Annotated in this window: 14 protein-coding genes; 7 read left to right on the top strand and 7 right to left on the bottom strand. The window is 71.9% G+C overall.

The features are described from left to right. Positions 1–57 precede the first annotated feature (57 nt). Positions 58–1,911: an NHL domain-containing thioredoxin family protein gene (locus ACIA79_RS18300; RefSeq protein WP_399429321.1), complete on the top strand. Its 1,854-nt coding sequence runs from the start codon at positions 58–60 to the stop codon at positions 1,909–1,911. A 34-nt stretch (positions 1,912–1,945) separates the two neighbouring features. On the opposite strand, the gene ACIA79_RS18295 is transcribed toward ACIA79_RS18300, so the two are convergent. From ACIA79_RS18295 to ACIA79_RS18275, 5 genes are all read right to left on the bottom strand, one after another. Continuing rightward, complete coding sequence (locus ACIA79_RS18295) at positions 1,946–2,317, bottom strand: hypothetical protein (RefSeq protein ID WP_399429320.1); 372 nt, start codon at positions 2,315–2,317, stop codon at positions 1,946–1,948. Between the two features lie 69 nt (positions 2,318–2,386). Further along, a complete protein-coding gene (locus tag ACIA79_RS18290) occupies positions 2,387–2,614 on the bottom strand; it encodes a DUF6458 family protein (RefSeq protein WP_399429319.1) in 228 nt (75 codons plus the stop codon). A gap of 81 nt (positions 2,615–2,695) precedes the next feature. Further along, positions 2,696–4,294, bottom strand: a complete 1,599-nt coding sequence (locus ACIA79_RS18285) for a hypothetical protein (RefSeq protein ID WP_399429318.1) — start codon at positions 4,292–4,294, stop codon at positions 2,696–2,698. 191 nt (positions 4,295–4,485) lie between these two features. Then, positions 4,486–6,081 (bottom strand): hypothetical protein, encoded by a 1,596-nt coding sequence (locus tag ACIA79_RS18280; protein ID WP_399429317.1) that lies wholly within the window; start codon positions 6,079–6,081, stop codon positions 4,486–4,488. 133 nt (positions 6,082–6,214) lie between these two features. After that, positions 6,215–7,510, bottom strand: a complete 1,296-nt coding sequence (locus ACIA79_RS18275; protein ID WP_399429316.1) for a M18 family aminopeptidase — start codon at positions 7,508–7,510, stop codon at positions 6,215–6,217. A 101-nt stretch (positions 7,511–7,611) separates the two neighbouring features. Between ACIA79_RS18275 and ACIA79_RS18270 the strand changes: the two genes are divergently transcribed. Then, positions 7,612–7,863 (top strand): hypothetical protein, encoded by a 252-nt coding sequence (locus ACIA79_RS18270; protein ID WP_399429315.1) that lies wholly within the window; start codon positions 7,612–7,614, stop codon positions 7,861–7,863. Positions 7,864–8,013: 150 nt separating this feature from the next. Here the strand turns inward: ACIA79_RS18270 and ACIA79_RS18265 are convergent, their stop codons facing one another. After that, positions 8,014–9,840: an acyl-CoA dehydrogenase gene (locus ACIA79_RS18265; RefSeq protein ID WP_399429314.1), complete on the bottom strand. Its 1,827-nt coding sequence runs from the start codon at positions 9,838–9,840 to the stop codon at positions 8,014–8,016. A gap of 323 nt (positions 9,841–10,163) precedes the next feature. Between ACIA79_RS18265 and ACIA79_RS18260 the strand changes: the two genes are divergently transcribed. The 4 genes from ACIA79_RS18260 (at position 10,164) to ACIA79_RS18245 (ending at position 13,547) form a co-directional block, all read left to right on the top strand. Next, positions 10,164–10,616 (top strand): SseB family protein, encoded by a 453-nt coding sequence (locus ACIA79_RS18260; protein WP_031072101.1) that lies wholly within the window; start codon positions 10,164–10,166, stop codon positions 10,614–10,616. Positions 10,617–10,678: 62 nt separating this feature from the next. Beyond that, positions 10,679–11,215 carry a GNAT family N-acetyltransferase gene (locus ACIA79_RS18255; RefSeq protein ID WP_399429313.1) on the top strand — a complete coding sequence of 179 codons (537 nt, stop codon included), beginning with the start codon at positions 10,679–10,681 and terminating at the stop codon, positions 11,213–11,215. A 236-nt stretch (positions 11,216–11,451) separates the two neighbouring features. Then, positions 11,452–12,432: a pirin family protein gene (locus tag ACIA79_RS18250; protein ID WP_399429312.1), complete on the top strand. Its 981-nt coding sequence runs from the start codon at positions 11,452–11,454 to the stop codon at positions 12,430–12,432. 65 nt (positions 12,433–12,497) lie between these two features. Beyond that, positions 12,498–13,547, top strand: a complete 1,050-nt coding sequence (locus ACIA79_RS18245) for an AI-2E family transporter (RefSeq protein ID WP_399429311.1) — start codon at positions 12,498–12,500, stop codon at positions 13,545–13,547. Between the two features lie 378 nt (positions 13,548–13,925). Here the strand turns inward: ACIA79_RS18245 and ACIA79_RS18240 are convergent, their stop codons facing one another. Continuing rightward, complete coding sequence (locus tag ACIA79_RS18240) at positions 13,926–16,076, bottom strand: SpoIIE family protein phosphatase (protein ID WP_399429310.1); 2,151 nt, start codon at positions 16,074–16,076, stop codon at positions 13,926–13,928. A 124-nt stretch (positions 16,077–16,200) separates the two neighbouring features. Between ACIA79_RS18240 and aspS the strand changes: the two genes are divergently transcribed. After that, positions 16,201–18,021, top strand: a complete 1,821-nt coding sequence (gene aspS / locus ACIA79_RS18235; protein WP_399429309.1) for an aspartate--tRNA ligase — start codon at positions 16,201–16,203, stop codon at positions 18,019–18,021. Positions 18,022–18,053: the final 32 nt, after the last annotated feature.

The following is an 18,053-nucleotide window of genomic DNA, read 5'->3' as shown; positions in this document are numbered from 1 at the left end:
AGCGACCGCCCGCCCGCCCGTGATCCGGCGTTCCGGCCGGGATGGCAAGCTTGAACCATGAACGATGCCGCCCCGGTGCCCACCCCCGCGCCCGAGCCCCGCCGCCGTGCCCGTGTCCGTGCCCCCGAGCTGATCGGCAAGGGCGGCTGGCTCAACACGGGTGGCAAGGACCTGACGCTCGCCGACTTCCGCGGCCGCGTCCTGATCCTCGACTTCTGGACGTTCTGCTGCATCAACTGCCTCCACGTCCTGGACGAGCTGCGCGAGCTGGAGGAGAAGCACCGGGACACCGTGGTGATCGTCGGCGTGCACTCGCCGAAGTTCGTGCACGAGGCCGACCACCAGGCCGTCGTCGACGCCGTCGAGCGGTACGGGGTGCACCACCCCGTCCTCGACGACCCCGAGCTCGCCACGTGGAAGCAGTACGCCGTGCGGGCCTGGCCGACGCTCGTCGTCATCGACCCCGAGGGGTACGTCGTCGCCCAGCACGCGGGCGAGGGCCACGCCACGGCCATCGCGACGCTCGTCGAGGAGCTGGAGGCCGAGCACGAGGCCAAGGGCACCCTGCGGCGCGGCGACGGCCCGTACGTCCCGCCCGAGCCCGTCGCCACCCATCTGCGCTTCCCCGGCAAGGCCCTGCTGCTGGACAGCGGCAACCTCCTGGTCTCCGATACCACCCGCCACCAGCTGGTCGAGCTGGCCGCGGACGGCGAGACCGTCGTACGCCGCTACGGCTCGGGCGAACGCGGCCTCGCCGACGGCAAGGCCGACGAGGCGCGCTTCAACGAGCCCCAGGGCCTCGCGCTCCTCCCCGAGGGGCGGGTCGTCGTCGCCGACACCGTCAACCACGCCCTGCGCGGCCTGGACCTCACCACCGGCGAGGTCTCCACCCTCGCCGGCACCGGTACGCAGTGGTGGCAGGGCTCCCCCACCTCGGGGCCCGCCCGCGAGGTGGCGCTCTCGTCCCCCTGGGACGTCGCCTGGTGGCAGGGCGAGGTGTGGATCGCCATGGCGGGCGTCCACCAGCTGTGGGCGTACGACCCCGAGCGGGACACCGTGCGGGTGGCCGCCGGCACCACCAACGAGGGGCTGGTCGACGGACCCGCCGCCGACGCCTGGTTCGCCCAGCCGTCCGGGCTCGCGGCGGCCGGGGACCGGCTGTGGATCGCGGACTCCGAGACCAGCGCCGTGCGCTGGATCGACACCGCTGGCACCGTGCACACGGCGGTCGGCACCGGCCTGTTCGACTTCGGCCACCGCGACGGCGAGGCCGGCCAGGCGCTGCTCCAGCACCCGCTGGGCGTCACCGCCCTGCCCGACGGCTCCGTCGCCGTCTCGGACACGTACAACCACGCCCTGCGCCGCTACGACCCCGCCTCCGGCCAGGTCACGACCCTCGCCACCGATCTGCGCGAGCCGAGCGACGCGGTGCTCGCCGGCGAGGACATCGTCGTCGTCGAGTCCGCCCGCCACCGGCTGACGCGGCTGCGGCTGCCCGAGGAGGCCGTGCAGGTGGAGGCGGTGGCCCACCGCACGCAGCGCGAGGCCACCGAAATCGCGCCCGGCACCCTGCGGCTGGACGTGGTCTTCCGCGCGCCGACCGGCCAGAAGCTGGACGAGCGGTACGGCCCGTCGACCCGCCTGCTGGTGTCCTCCACCCCGCCGGAGCTGCTCGCCGCCGGTTCGGGCACCGGTACGGACCTGTCGCGGGAGCTGACGCTCGGCCCGGACGTCACCGAGGGCGTGCTGCACGTCTCGGCGATGGCCGCCTCCTGCGACGACGACCCGGCCAACGAGTACCCGGCCTGCCACGTGCACCAGCAGGACTGGGGCGTACCGGTGAGGATCACGGAGGGCGGGGCCGCGCGGCTGCCGCTCATCCTGGCGGGGCTGGACGCCGACGGCGCATAAGGGGGCGCGGGCCCGCCAGGAAGGCCATCACGATTCAGTAGGCGAGGCCCTGGTGCGCGGACGGCCGGCCCGCCGCGCCGTCCAGGCAGCCGGCCACCCACAGCGCGGGGTTGTGGGTGGCCTTCCGCCCGCCGAGGCCCTGGGCCTCCATCCGGGCACAGCCCCCGTCGAGCAGCGCGCGCACGCGCTCCCCGCGCACGTCGTGGTGGCGCACCCGCGAGCCCAGGACGTACCCGGCCTCGTACGCGATGTCCGAGCCCCAGGGCGGTCGTTCGTGGTACGCGTCGATCGCGTACGCGGTCGCGCCCAGCAGCACCGCCAGGGCCGCGGCCCCGGCGCTCAGCACCGTCCGCCGCCCCGGCCCGCGGTGCCGTGTCAGGGCGTCGTCCCCTCCCAGCAGAACCATGCCGGACACCGTGTCAGGTCCGGCCTTTCGCGGATGTTTCGCAACCGGTGACCGGCGGCGTCCGGACGATCAGAGCGCGCGCCGGTCGTCCCGGGGATCGACCACGGGGTCGGCCACCGGTGTCACGATCGCCCGGCGGCGGCGGTAGATGCTGGTGAACGCCACGACGCCGAGGATGCCGACGGCCATGAGGATCAGCCCCACGACGTCCAGGTTGACGCCCTGGGCCTCCCAGTCGGTCGCGAAGGTGAGGATCGCACCCACCCCGATGAGCAAGATGCAGCCACCCAGGCCCATGATTTCCGCCTCCTCGTCCATTCCGTAGGCGTTCCGGGTACCCGCCCCCGGAACGCCTACGCAACGATCGGGCGGTCGGCGTCACTTGACGTCGACGTAGTCCTCGGTGCTCGCGCTCACCAGGTGCTTGCTGTTCGGGTACGCGTGCACGGCCACCCACGAACCGTCCCCGACCTCGCGGAAGTTCTTCCGGAAGGTGCCGTTGGCGGCCGACTTCACCTCGGTCATGAGGTACCACTGCTCACTGGCCTTGGGCCGGAACAGGATCAGCACCGGCTTGCCGCCGTACGCCTTCCATTCCGGAGTGCGGTGCAGCAGCGTCCCGGTGACGGTGATCGTGCCGCCCTTGCGGACCGGCTCCGGCGAGGCGTTGAAGTCCTTGATGCGGGTCTCGGCGCGGCCCGCGTACAGCACGGGGCCGACGGATCCGGTGACGAAGGCGGTGTTCTTGTAGACCGCGCGGTAGTAGCCGGTCGGCGGGGCCGGGACGGTGGCCGTGAAGGAACTGCCTCCGTCGAGCCGGAGGGTGGTGACCTTCACCCAGCCGTCGCGTCCGGTGCGGGACCACTGCAGGTCGACGTTGCGGTGCGGCAGCGCCGCGTCCCGGATGGCGACCTGGCCGTTCACCGTCAGCCGCGCGTACGCGTCCAGCGAGACCGAGAAGTCGTGGATCGAGGTGACGCCCACCCTGCGGTAGGTGATGTCGCCGGCCGGCTTGTTGGTGAGCCACTCGCCGTAGTACAGGTGCACCTGGTCGGACGTGACGCTGCCGCCCGGGATGGTCTGCTTGAAGGCGAAGGAGCCGTCGGCGGCCGTGTACGCCCTGACCGGAGTACTGGTGCCGGTCATGTGGACGCGGGCGTCGCGGAGCGGCTTCCAGGTGCCGTCCGCGCCGCGGTACTCGGCGGTGCCGCGCACGGTGACCCGATCGCCCACCTTGCCGGTGAGGACGGGGGTCGCGGGCGTCAGGGTGATGCGGCCGGAGGTCGGCACGGGGGCGACCGTCCTGACCTCGCTGGGCTCCGCGCCCTGGGAGAACGCCCTGACCGCCGTCCTGGCGCCGGAGGCGCTCGCGTTGAACGCGTACCGGAACTCGCCCTTGGCGTTCGTGTCGCCGAAGACGCCGTACGTGTCGCCGTACTTGACGGTGACGGCCGCGCCGGCGACCGGCGTGCGCTCGTGGGTGACCGGCTGCCACTCCACGACCCGGCCGGACGCGGTGAACGCCCGGTTGTCCAGCGTGGGGTTGAGGTTGTCGACGTCGAAGCCGTCGATGACCTTCTTCGCCGTGTAGTCGTAGGTACCGGCGTCCTTGAAGGTCGTCTCGTCGCCGTCGGTCTCCGTGACGACGAGGTCGACGGAGAACCGGCCGGTGATCTCCAGCCTGACCTCACGCCCAGTGCGCCAGTCGCCGGTCTTCCGGTCGCCCTCGACGAGCGCGAAGTCGCCGACCGTCTCGACGGCGACGTCCTCGCCGGGACGGTGGACGACCGCCCGGATGGCCGACACGTCGCTGTCGGTCCTCAGGTTGTCGACGAAGAGGTGGCCGAGGCCGCCCCGGTGGCCCTCGACCGCACCGACGACCGCCTCGCCGGAGGCGGCGAAAGCGGTGCCCGCCGGCAGCGACAGAGCGCCCAGCACGACCGAGGTGCACAGGGCGATGGAAATGCTGCGTCTCAAGTGAATGTCCCCCCGGACAGGATGAAAAGGGGCGCGCGGGTGCACGGAGCCATGCGGAGGTCGTGCGATGTTCGCGTGTAGGCCGTGAAAAGGCGACGCGCGCCGAACTCCCGCATCATACGGGGGCCGGCGCGCGTCGCGCAGGGTTCCTGCCGCGAATTCAGCGCTGGTCACGCGTCATTCGGGCGGCGTCACTTGACGTCGACGAAGCCCGCGACTTCCTGGTTCACGAGGTGCTGGTCGTCGGCGTCCTGGTGCAGGGCGAAGAACCAGCCGTCCCCGCGCTCCTTCACGGTCGTCGTGAAGGTGCCGTTGGCCGCGGATTTCACCGTGGTCACGTGGAACGACTGCTTCGGGTGGGCCTTGGGGCGGAAGTAGATGATGACCTTCTTGCCGCTGTACGCCTTCCAGCTCGGCGTGCGGTGCAGCAGGGTGCCGGTGATCTTCACCGAGCCGCCCTTCTTCACCGCGGCGGGCGCGACCTTGTAGTCCTTGATACGGGTCTCCGCGCGCCCCGCGTACAGCACCGTGGAGGTGGCCGCCGGGACGTTCGGGCCGCCGGTGTAGTGCGCCCGGTAGTAGCCGGTCGGCGGCGCCTTCACGGTGTTCAGGAACTGCGAGCCCCAGGTACCCATGGAGACCGTGCTGAGCTTCTTCCAGCCGTCCTTGCCGTTCGGCGAGACGTGGATGTCGACGGTGCGGTGCGGCAGCGGCGCGCCCTCGATCTCCACCCGGCCGTTCACGGTCAGCTCGTGGTAGGGGTTGAGCTTGATCTCGAAGTTCTCGACCTTGGTGGTCGCGAGGGTGCGCACGGTCAGCGGGACGACCGGCTCGTTGGCGAACCAGCCTCCGTAACTGGCGCGCGCCCGCAGCTTCGTACCGCTGTACGGCACCCGGGCGTCGATGCTGAAGCGGCCGTCACCGTCGGTCGCGTCGAGGCCGTTGAACCGGCCCTCGTCGTCCTCGACGTTCACGTCGGCGTAGTCGGTGGTCTTCCAGGTGCCGTCCTCGGACTGGTACTCGACCTTGCCCGTCACCTTCAGCGGCGCGCCGTAGGTGCCGCTGAAGGACTTCTGGTCGAGGGTGATGCGGGCCGGCAGCGCCTTGGGCGTCACCGTGACGGTCGCGCTGCGGACACCCCCCTGGGACGCGTGGACGGGGACCGGCCCGCGCCCCGCGATGAACCAGTGGGAGAAGCGCCCGTCGGCGTCCGTCGTGACGGTGCTGGTCCAGTCGTAGAAGGTGGTGTCGCGGATGGTGACCGGGACGTCCGCCACCGGGGTGCGCTCGTGCGTGACGGGCTGCCACTGCAGGAGCCGCCCCTGGGCGGTGACCTTCTGGTCGTCCAGGGTGGGGTGCGGCTTGTCGACGCCGAACTCCGCGAAGTACCGCTTGGCGGTGTAGTCGTACGTGCCGGCGTTCTTCAGCATCGTCTCGTCGCCGTCGGCCTCCTTGACGACGAGGTCGACGGAGTACGCGTCGGCGGCGGCGAGCCTGACCTCGTCCTTGGTGGTCCAGTCGCCCGACTTCCGGCTGCCGGAGGCGAGCTGGAAGTCCACGGCGGTGGCGAGGGCCGTGTCGTCACCGCTCTTGTGGACGACGGCGCTGATGGCGGTCACGTCGCTGTCGGCCGTGAGGTCGTCGACGAAGAGGTGACCGAACTCGGTGGTGTGCCCGCCGACCCGCTTGGCGGCCGGCCCGGCGGGTGCGGCGAACGCGGTGCCCGGCACCGCGAGGGCGCCCAGTGCCACGGACGTGGACAGGGCGAGAGAAATGCTGCGCTTCACGTGTGTGCGTCCCCCCGGACGATGAATGGGGCGCATACGAGAGAAATGTGCTGTGGTCGAAGAAAGCGCCCCGGCCTGTGCATCCTAAACAGGCCGGGGCGCCACCGCATAACCGTTATTCTCCGGTGACTCGTCAGTCGCGCAGGAATGCCGTCAGCGCGTTCGCGAGCAGGAACGGGTCGTCAGCGCCGCACAGTTCACGTGCGCTGTGCATGGACAGGATCGCCACACCGATGTCGACGGTCCGGATTCCGTGGCGCGCGGCGGTGATGGGCCCGATCGTCGTGCCGCACGGCATGTCGTTGTTGGAGACGAAGGTCTGCCACGGCACGCCCGCCTTTTCGCAGGCCGCCGCGAAGACGGCCCGGCCGCTGCCGTCCGTCGCGTACCGCTGGTTGACGTTCACCTTGAGGATCGGGCCGCCGTTGGCGCGCGGGTGGTGCGTCGGGTCGTGGCGCTCCGCGTAGTTGGGGTGCACCGCGTGGCCGGTGTCCGAGGACAGGCACACCGTCCCCGCGAAGGCGCGCGCCCGGTCCTCGTACCCGCCGCCGCGCGCGAAGACCGACCGCTCCAGGACCGTGCCGAGGAGCGGGCCCTGGGCACCGGTGTCGGACTCGGAGCCGTTCTCCTCGTGGTCGAAGGCGGCCAGGACGGGGATGTACGCCAGGTCGTCCAGGGCCGCCACGGCGGCGAGCGCGGCGGCGCCCGCGTGCACGGACAGCAGGTTGTCCATGCGCGGCCCGGCGACCAGCTCGCGGTCCCGGCCCAGGTAGGCGGGCGCCTCGACGGAATGCACCATCAGGTCCCAGCCCGCCACGTCGTCGGCGGCCGCACCCGCCTCGCCCGCGACGAAGGCGATGAGGTCGCCCTCGCGGACGTCGTCGCCCAGGCCCCAGATCGGCTGCATGTGCCGCTGGCGGTCCAGCTTGAGGCCCTCGTTGGCCTGCCGGTCCAGGTGGATGGCGAGCTGCGGCACGCGCAGCAACGGCCGGTCCACGTTCACCAGCCGGTGGGTGCCGTCGCGCAGGGTCAGCCGGCCGGCCAGGCCCAGGTCGCGGTCGAGCCACGTGTTGAGCAGCGTGCCGCCGTACGTCTCCACGGCGACCTGGCGCCAGCCGTGCGCACCGCTGTCCGGGCGGGGCTTGACGCGCAGGTTCGGCGAGTCGGTGTGCGCCCCGATGATGCGGAACGGGGTGTGCGCGGCCGCGCCCTCCGGCACGTACCAGGCGATGATCGCGCCGGCGCGGATCACGTACTTGCCCCCGGCCGTCCCGTCCCAGGCCGCGGTCTCGTCGAGCTGCTCGAAGCCGGCCTTCTCCAGCCGGTCCGCGGTGTTCGCGACGGCGTGGTACGGGGACGGCGAGGCCGCCAGGAAGGTCATCAGGTCGTCGGTGTGGCCGCGGTCGAAGCGGGCGGGAGAGCTGCGCATGACGTCACCTTACGGCCGGGGCCCGGACGGACCCAGGCCGATTGTCAGTGGTGGCTGCGACGATCGGAACCAGTCAGCCGATTGCGACCGGAGGTGTCCTGGTGACCACGACGACCGGCTCCACCCGCACCCGCACGCTCGCCCCCGTTCCCGACTGCGCCGCGTGCGCGGCCCCAGGCGCCGAATGGACCGCCGAACTCATGATGCCGCTGTGCGGCGCGTGCGCGGCCGCGGCGACGGGATCCCCCGACCGGGACCCCGTGCGCCTCGGCGACATCCTGCCGGTGACGGCTGCGGCTCTGCTCACGCGCGCCGCGATACCGGCCCGGCACCGGCGGTGCGCCGCCCGGTGAGACCGGGCGGGCCCGCGGTGACGTCGGCCGCGTGACCGTGCCGGCGCGGCGGCCGGCGCGGTCGTCTGCGTGGTGCCCCGTGGGGCACAGGGGGGCGGCCCGCCCTCCGGGAACCGGGGAGCAGGCCGCCGGGGACCAGGGCGCGTCCGGTTAGAACGCGGCCTCGTCCAGCTCCATGAGGGAGTTGTCCACGCCCTCGGCGATGGCGCGCTCGACCGAGACGCCCGGCAGGATGTTGGCGGCGAAGAACTTCGCGGCCGCGATCTTGCCCTGGTAGAACGCCTTGTCCTTGGCGGAGGCGGTCTCCAGCTTCTCGGCCGCGACGGCGGCACCGCGCAGCAGCAGGTAACCGACGACCACGTCACCGGAGGCCATGAGGAGGCGGGTGGTGTTGAGGCCGACCTTGTAGATGTTCTTGACGTCCTCGCCGGTGGCGGTGAGGTCGGTCAGCATCGCGCCGACGATGCCCTCCAGGTCGACGGCCGCCTTGGCGAGCGCGTCGCGCGCCGGGGCGAGCTCGTCACCGCCGGTGCCCAGCGCGAGGAACTTCTTGATCTCCTCGGCCAGCGTGTTCAGCGAGGCGCCCTGGTCGCGGACGATCTTCCGGAAGAAGTAGTCCTGCCCCTGGATCGCCGTGGTGCCCTCGTAGAGGGTGTCGATCTTGGCGTCCCGGATGTACTGCTCGACCGGGTACTCCTGCAGGTAGCCGGAGCCGCCGAAGGTCTGGAGCGACTGGGCGAGCTGCTCGTAGGACTTCTCGGAGCCGTAGCCCTTGACGATCGGCAGCAGCAGGTCGTTCAGGCCGTGCAGCGCCTTGGCGTCCTCGCCGGCCGCCTCCTTGATCTGGATCTCGTCCTGGACCGCGGCGGTGTACATGACCAGGGCGCGCATGCCCTCCGCGTACGCCTTCTGCGTCATCAGCGAGCGGCGCACGTCGGGGTGGTGCGTGATGGTGACCTTCGGGGCGGTCTTGTCCATGAAGTTCGCCAGGTCCGGGCCCTGCACGCGCTCCTTGGCGTACTCCAGCGCGTTGAGGTAGCCGGTGGACAGGGTGGCGATGGCCTTCGTGCCGACCATCATGCGGGCGAACTCGATGATGCGGAACATCTGGCGGATGCCGTCGTGCTTGTCGCCGATCAGCCAGCCCTTGGCGGGGTGCTGGTCGCCGAAGGTCATCTCGCACGTGTTGGACGCCTTGAGGCCCATCTTGTGCTCGACGTTCGTGGCGTACACGCCGTTGCGCTCGCCGAGCTCGCCGGTCTCCCAGTCGAAGTGGTACTTCGGCACGAGGAACAGCGACAGGCCCTTGGTGCCGGGGCCGTGGCCCTCGGGGCGGGCCAGCACGTAGTGGAGGATGTTCTCCGACATGTCGTGCTCACCGGACGTGATGAAGCGCTTCACGCCCTCGATGTGCCAGGAGCCGTCCTCCTGCTGCACGGCCTTGGTGCGGCCGGCGCCCACGTCCGAGCCGGCGTCCGGCTCGGTGAGGACCATGGTGGAGCCCCACTGCTTCTCGACGGCGATCCGCGCGATCTGCTTCTGGACCTCGTTGCCCTCCTCGAAGAGGACGCCCGCGAAGGCGGGGCCGGAGGAGTACATCCACACGGCCGGGTTCGAGCCGAGGATCAGCTCCGCGTAGGCCCAGATGAGGGAGCGGGGCGAGGTGGTGCCGCCGATCTCCTCGGGCAGGCCGAGACGCCAGTACTCGGAGTCCATGAAGGCCTTGTAGGACTTCTTGAAGGACTCGGGGATCGGTGCGGTGTTCGTCTCCGGGTCGAAGACCGGCGGGTTGCGGTCGGCGTCCGCGAAGGACTCGGCGAAGTCGTTCTCGGCGAGGCGGCGCATCTCGTCCAGGACGCTCTTCGCGGTGTCGACGTCCATCTCCTCGAACGGACCGGTGCCGTACACCTTGTCGCGCCCGAGGACTTCGAAGAGGTTGAACTCGATGTCGCGGAGATTCGACTTGTAGTGCCCCATGGCGACGGCTCCGTAAGGCTCGGGGAGGCAGGATCCTCGTACACGTACCAGCAAGTAGCTACGATGATGCTACCCGTCGGTAATAAGAGCAACCCCTATCGGGCGATCTGTGACGCGTTACGCCCCCGGCGGCGCGGGCGATGTTTCCCGGGGGCTCCGCACCGGACGGTCCTTGCCGCTCGCGCACGCCGCCTTCCCCGTCGGGCCGCGGCCGGGCGGGCGGCATCCCGGCCGTGCCGCCCGCTGTCCGAAAGGGGCCGGTGCGGCGGGGCAGGCCGGTGGTGGGCCCACGAGCCGGGTTCGTACTCAGTACCCTGGTGGCCATGTACGGCTACGACCAGAACCAGGGCGCCCAGCAGCAGTACGCCCCGCCCCAGCAGGGGTACGCGCAGCAGCCGCCGCTGTACCCCGAGCCGTCGCCGCCCTCGCTCGCCGACGCCGTGCGGGCGTTCACCACCGGATCGCTGTCCGCGGAGGACTTCCAGCAGATCTTCGCCACGTCGAAGGTCTACTGCCCGCGCGGCGACAACCCCGGCTTCCTCGCGCTGCACAACACGCAGCAGCCGGTGATCCCCATGTTCACCTCCCTCAAGGAGCTGCGCCGGTACGCGGGCAAGGAGTCCAAGTACTTCGTGATCACCGGCGCCGAGGTGATCGACCTGCTGCCCACCGGGTACGGCTTCGTCCTCGACATGGAGGGCGACCACCGGATCGTCTTCGACGCCAAGGCCGTCGAGCAGATGGTCGACTTCGCCATGCGGCGGATGTACGGCTGAGAGCCGCCGCCCGGCGCGTAATCCGGGAGACGGGCCTCCGCCGCGCTCCTAGGGTGCGGCGCATGACGACAACGCTCCGGCTGGAGAAGATCACCCCCGACAACGTCCTCGCCGCCTGCCGCCTGACCGTCCGCCCCGGCCAGGAGCGCTTCGTCGCTCCGGTCGCGCAGTCGCTGGCCGAGGCCTACGCGCAGCCCGACACCGCCTGGCCGCGCCTCGTCCTCGACGGCGACCGGGTCGTGGCCTTCGTGATGGGCTTCTTCGACGTCCGCTTCGACCCGGACGACCCGCAGGACCGGCCGCGCTCCGGGCTGTGGCGCCTGGCCGTCGCCGCCGACGAGCAGGGCAAGGGGTACGGCCGCTTCGCGGTGCGGGCCGTGGCCGACGAAGTCCGCCGGCGCGGCGGGACACGTGTGACGGTGACGTGGACGGAGGGGGAGGGCGGCCCCGAGGAGTTCTACCTGAAGCTGGGTTTCCGTCCCACCGGCGAGAAGAGCGAAGGCGAGACAGTCGCGGAGCTGGAGCTGGAGCTGGAGCTGGAGCTCGAGCTGGGGCTGGAGCTTGAGCCGGAGCCGGAGCCGGAGCCGGAGCCGAGCTGACGACGGCCCGGCCCGGCCCGGTGGTCCGACCGACCCGCCCGGAGCTGATGGGACCGAGCCCGGCCGAGCACCCCTGAGGGGTGACCGGCCGGGCTCCGGCGTGTCCGGGGAAGGTATCCGGCCGGACGCGGCCGCGTGCGGGAGGAGGAATGCCCGGAGGCATACCCGTGTTCCAGTGGCAGGAAGTTCATTGTTCAACTAATCTGGGAGCAGCACCGGCCCGAGGAGGACCCGTCATGCCTGCCGTAACCGTCGAGAACCCGCTCACCCTGCCCCGTGTCGGCGCGCCCGCCGACGCCACGGCGCGGCCCGTGCTGGCCGTGACCACCGCACCCAGCGGGTTCGAAGGGGAGGGTTTCCCGGTGCGCCGCGCGTTCGCCGGCATCAACTACCGCTATCTCGACCCGTTCATCATGATGGACCAGATGGGCGAGGTGGAGTACGCGCCCGGCGAGCCCAAGGGCACCCCGTGGCACCCGCACCGCGGCTTCGAGACCGTCACCTACATCCTGGACGGGATCTTCGACCACCAGGACAGCAACGGCGGCGGCGGCACCATCACCAACGGCGACACCCAGTGGATGACCGCCGGATCCGGCCTGCTCCACATCGAGGCGCCGCCCGAGCACCTCGTCGTCTCCGGCGGCCTCTTCCACGGGCTGCAGCTGTGGGTGAACCTGCCGGCCAAGGACAAGATGATGGCCCCCCGCTACCAGGACATCCGCGGCGGCAACGTCCAGCTGCTCACCTCCCCCGACGGCGGCGCGCTGATGCGCGTCATCGCCGGTGAGCTGGACGGCCACCAGGGCCCGGGCATCACCCACACGCCCATCACCATGATCCACGCCACGCTGGCGCCGGGCGCGGAGATCACCCTGCCGTGGCGGGAGGACTTCAACGGCCTCGCGTACGTACTCGCGGGCAAGGGCTCGGCCGGTGCCGAACGCCGTCCCGTCCACATGGGCCAGACCGCCGTCTTCGGCGCCGGGTCCTCGCTCACCGTCCGGGCGGACGAGACGCAGGACTCCCACACCCCCGACCTGGAGGTCGTCCTGCTCGGCGGGCAGCCGATCCGTGAGCCGATGGCCCACTACGGCCCGTTCGTCATGAACACCAGGGAAGAGCTCCAGCAGGCCTTCGACGACTTCCAGAGGGGCCGGCTGGGCACGGTCCCGGCCGTGCACGGCATGAAGCCCGGCGGTCCGCAGGACAGCTGACGCAGCCTCACCCGGCCGGGTCCCGTCCACGGGCGGGCGCCGGCCGGGCGTGGTGCGGTGGTGGCGTGCACACGCTGCTGCCCGAGCCCGTCCGGCGCCTCGCCGCCTGGTGCGCCGTCGCGCTGCTCGTGACCGGCGTCGCGGCCGTCGGCGTGTGGCTGTGCGTCACCTTCCGCACCGCCGTCACGCCCGTCCTGCTCGCCCTGCTCGGTACGGCCCTGCTCGGGCCGCTCCACCGGCGGCTCGTCGCCATGAAGGTCAACCGCTCCCTCGCCGCCGGACTGACCTGCGCCGCCGTCCTCGTCGTGGTCGGCGGAGCGACGTACGTCATCGTCAAGGCCCTCATCGACACCGGCGACCAGATCGTCACCTCGCTGCGCCGCGCGGCGACCGACCTCACCCGGCACCTCGGCGCCGCCGGCACCTCGCTGGACGACCTCGCCGCCAACGCCAGGGAACTGCTCGGCAAGTTCGGCGGCACGGCGGCGACCGGCGTCATCAGCGGACTGAGCGTCGTCGGCCAGGTGATCGCCATGGCGGTCCTCGCGCTGCTGCTCGTCTTCTTCTTCCTGCGCGACTCCGCCCGCGCCGTGCACGCCCTGCGCTCCCTCGTGCCGCACGGCAGCGCCGACCACGCCGAAGCCATGGCGCGCCGCGCCTTCGGCGCCGTGGAGGGCTTCATGCGCGGCACCACGTTCATCGCCCTGATCGACGCCGTCCTCATCACCGTCGGGCTGCTGGTCCTGCGCGTCCCCGGCGCCGTCGGGCTCGGCGCGCTCGTCTTCGTCGGCGCGTACATCCCCTACCTCGGCGCCTTCATCTCCGGCGCGGTGGCCATCCTCGTCGCGCTCGCCGACCGAGGGTGGGTGATCGCGCTGTGGGCGGTCGGCGTCGTCCTCGCCGTCCAGCTCCTCGAAGGGCACGTGCTCCAGCCGGTGATCCAGTCCCGCACGGTCCAGATGCACCCGGCCGTCGTCATGCTCACCATCACCGCCGGGGCGTCCGTCGCGGGCATCCTCGGCATGCTGCTGGCGGTGCCGCTGACGGCCGCCGCGTTCGGGGTCCTCGGCGAGCTGCGCCGACGTTACGCGGGCGGCGTGTCGACTCCGTCGTAGAGGGTGCCGCCGCTGGCTTTTGGTGGCCGCGCGGCCGCGGTGGCCGCGCGGCCGCGGCGGCTGCGCGGGCGCCGGCGGCCTCGTCGGCCCGGCGGCTGCGCGGGCGCGGTGGCTGCGCGGGCGCCGGCGGCCTCGTCGGCCCGGCGGGCTGCGCGGGCCCGGCCCCGCTGGCCCCGGCGGCTTTGCCGGCCCCTTCAGCCGCGTAAGCCCCTTGGGCTCCGTCGGCTCCGCCCGCCCCCGGTGGCCTCGCTGGCCCGGTGGCTCATCCGGGGCCCGCCGGCTTTGCGGGCCCGGCCCCCGCTGACCCCGTCGGCTCCGCCCGCCCCGTGGCTGAGCCGGGGCCCGTCCGCCTCGTCGGCCCCGGCCGCCCCGCCGGAATCAGCCGCCCCCGCGGCCCCCGGTCTCCCCGGCCGGCCCCATGGCCCCGGCCGCCCCCGTGGCCCCCTCCGTCCCCGGACCCTCGTACAGCTCGAACCAGATCGACTTGCCCTCGCCCCTCGGGTCCACGCCCCACGCGTGCGCCAGCACCTCCATCAGGACCAGGCCGCGGCCCGACGAGGCCATCTCGCCCGGGCGGCGCTTGTGGGGCAGTTCGTCGCTGGCGTCCGCCACGTCGACGCGCAGCCGGCGCGCACCGTGCTCGCCCGTCGCCTCCGCGACGAGCAGCGCGTTGCCGTCCGTGTGCACGAGCACGTTCGTCAGCATCTCGGAGACCATCAGGACCGCCGCGTCGACCTGCTCCTCGTCGGCCCAGTCGTGCAGCAGCTCCCGCAGCTGCTGCCGCGCCGCCGCGATCCGCTCCGGCTCCGCCTGCGCCACGGTCAGCGCCGTGCGCCGGGCGGCCCGCCGCTGCGACGCCACGCCGTCCGTCCGGGACAGCAGCAGCACCGCTATGTCGTCCTCGCGCCGGTCGGCGAACGGCCCGGTCGTGTGGTGCGAGCCCGGCCCGTGGACCGCCTGCACCAGGCTGTCGGCCAGCACCTCCAGCGGATCGGTGGACACGTGCTGCTCCAGCAGCTTGCGGATCCGCGCCCAGCCGGACTCCAGGTCGTGCCCGCCGGTCTCCAGCAGCCCGTCCGTGCAGATCATCAGCGTCTCGCCGGGCTCCAGCGTGAACCGGGTCGTCGGGTAGTCGGTGTCCGGGACGATGCCGAGCGGCAGCCCGCCGTCGGTCGGCCGCAGCACCACCGTGCCGTCGGCCATCCGGATCGCCGGGTCCGGGTGCCCCGCCCGCGCGATGTCCACGGAGCCCGTCGCCGGGTCGACCTCCAGGTACAGGCAGGTCGCGAAGCGCCCGCCGTGGTCCCCGTGGTCGCCCGCGGCCCCGTCCGTGATGCCGTACAGGAAGCGCGATGCCCGTGACAGCACGGCGTCCGGGCGGTGGCCCTCGGAGGCGTACGCGCGCAGGGCGATCCGCAGCTGGCCCATCAGCCCCGCGGCCCGTACGTCGTGCCCCTGCACATCGCCGATGACCAGGGCGATACGCCCGCCCGGGAGCTGGATCATGTCGTACCAGTCGCCGCCGACCTGGAGGCCGCCGCCCGTCGGCACGTACCGCGCGGCCACCTCCATGCCCGGGATCGCCGGGCCGAGCACCGGCATCATCGTGCGCTGCAGCCCCAGCGACAGCTCCCGCTCCGACTCGGCCACTCCCGCCCTGGCCAGCGCCTGCGCCAGCATCCGGGCCACGGTCGTCAGCACGGACCGCTCGTCCGGCGTGAAGGCGACCGTGTGCTTGAAGGCCGCCATCCAGGCGCCCATCGTGCGCCCGGCGACGATGAGGGGCAGGAACGCCCACGACTCCCTGCCGAACCGCTGCGCCAGGGGCCAGGTCGCCGGGAAGCGGGTGCGGTACTCCTCCGGCGACGGCAGGTAGATCGCCCGGCCGGTCCGTACGACCTCGGCCGCCGGGTAGTCCGTGTCCAGCGCCATGTCCGTGAACGGGCCGTCGTCACCCGGATCATGCCCGTGGTGCCCGATGATCGTCAGCCGGTCGCCCGCGACGCCGAACACCGCGAGGCCGTCCGGCGAGAAGCCCGGCATCGACAGCGACGCGGCCACCCGCAGCACCTCCGCCGTCGACCGCGCCTCCGCCAGCGCCCGCCCCGCGTCCAGCAGGAACGCCTCCCGAGAGCGGCGCCAGTCACCGGTGACGGGCGTGCGCGCGGCTGTGCCGGGCTGCGGCTCGGCGACCTCCTGGAGCGTGCCGACGAGCTGGTAGTCGGTGCCGTCGACGAAGGGCCGGGAACGGCTGCGCACCGTACGGATCACCCGGCCGTTCCCGTCCATGATCCGCAGGCGCGCCTCGGCGAGGGTGCCCTCGGCGACGGCGAGGTTCACGACCCCGTCGATCTCGTTCCAGTCGACCGGGTGGAAGCGGGAGCGCACGGCGGCCTCCGTCAGTTCCACCGGCTCGGCGGGCAGGCCGAGCAGCCGGGCCGCCTCCGCGTCGAGCGTGACGACCCCGGTCGCGTTGTCCCAGCGCCACAGGCCGGTCGCGATGGCGGCCAGGACGTCCTCGGTACGCATTGCCCCACTCTAAGAAGACGAGCCGACCGCACGCCACCGTTCGATCTTGGAACCCCGCCGTGACGCGGCCGGTACCCTTGACGGGTCGAGTTGTACCCCTATCCCGAAGACTGGATGAACGACGATGCATCGGTACAGGTCCCACACCTGCGGCGAGCTCCGCGCCTCTGACGTCGGCACCGACGTCCGGCTGAGCGGCTGGCTGCACAATCGGCGCGACCTGGGCGGCATCCTCTTCATCGATCTGCGCGACCACTACGGCATCACGCAGCTGGTCGCCCGGCCCGGCACCGCCGCGTACGAGGCGCTGGACAAGCAGACCAAGGAGTCGGTGGTACGCGTCGACGGCAAGGTCGTCTCGCGCGGCGCGGAGAACATCAACGCCGACCTGCCGACCGGTGAGGTCGAGGTCGAGGTCTCCGACGTCGAGGTCCTCGGCGCGTCCGCCCCGCTGCCGTTCACGATCAACACGGACGACGGCGTCAACGAGGAGCGCCGCCTGGAGTACCGCTTCCTCGACCTGCGCCGCGAGCGCATGCACCGCAACATCATGCTGCGCACCGCGGTCATCTCCGCCATGCGCCAGAAGATGACGGCCCTCGGCTTCAACGAGATGGCGACCCCGATCCTCACCGCGACCTCGCCCGAGGGCGCGCGCGACTTCGTCGTCCCGTCCCGCCTGAACCCCGGCAAGTTCTACGCCCTGCCGCAGGCGCCGCAGCAGTTCAAGCAGCTGCTGATGATCTCGGGCTTCGACCGGTACTTCCAGATCGCGCCCTGCTTCCGCGACGAGGACGCCCGCGCCGACCGCTCGCCGGGCGAGTTCTACCAGCTCGACATCGAGATGAGCTTCGTCGAGCAGGAGGACGTCTTCCAGCCGGTCGAGAAGCTGATGACCGAGCTGTTCGAGGAGTTCGGCGGCGGCCGCCACGTCACCTCGCCGTTCCCGCGGATCCCGTTCCGCGAGGCGATGCTGAAGTACGGCTCCGACAAGCCGGACCTGCGTGCCCGGCTGGAGCTCGTCGACATCACGGACGTGTTCGCCGACTCCGGGTTCAAGGCGTTCGCGGGCAAGCACGTACGGGCGCTGCCGGTGCCGGACGTGGCCGACCAGAGCCGTAAGTTCTTCGACTCCCTCGGCGAGTTCGCCGTCGAGCACGGCGCGAAGGGCCTGGCCTGGATCCGCGTCGGCGAGGACATGGCCTTCACCGGCCCGATCGCGAAGTTCCTCACCGAGGACGACGTCGCGACGCTCGTGGAGCGCCTCGGCCTCAAGCCGGGCCACGCGGTGTTCTTCGGCGCCGGCGAGTTCGACGAGGTCTCCAAGATCATGGGCGCGGTCCGCGTCGAGGCCGCCAAGCGGGCCGGCCACTTCGAGGACAACGTCTTCCGCTTCTGCTGGATCGTCGACTTCCCGATGTACGAGAAGGACGAGGAGACCGGCCGGATCGACTTCTCGCACAACCCCTTCTCGATGCCGCAGGGCGGCCTGGAGGCCCTGGAGACCCAGGACCCCCTGGACATCCTGGGCTGGCAGTACGACATCGTCTGCAACGGCGTCGAGCTGTCCTCCGGCGCGATCCGGAACCACGAGCCGGACATCATGTTCAAGGCGTTCGAGATCGCGGGCTACGACCGCGAGACCGTCGAGCGCGAGTTCACCGGCATGCTCAAGGCCTTCCAGTACGGCGCCCCGCCGCACGGCGGCATCGCCCCGGGCGTCGACCGCATCGTCATGCTCCTCGCGGACGAGCCGAACATCCGCGAGACGATCGCCTTCCCGCTGAACGGCAACGCCCAGGACCTGATGATGGGCGCCCCGACGGAGCTGGAGGAGGCCCGCCTGCGCGAGCTGAACATCCAGCTGCGCAAGCCGGTGGTGAAGGACAAGCCGTCCGAGGCCCGCCCGGTCACCGACGCGGTGCACCCGGACGCGGCGCGGTAGGCACGCGCACCGACTGCCTGAAGGCCCGGGAT

Source organism: Streptomyces sp. NPDC051310 (assembly GCF_044455245.1).
Lineage (GTDB): Bacteria > Actinomycetota > Actinomycetes > Streptomycetales > Streptomycetaceae > Streptomyces.
The sequence above is the reverse complement of the archived record's forward strand: the minus strand, read 5'-3'. Positions and strand labels throughout refer to the sequence as shown.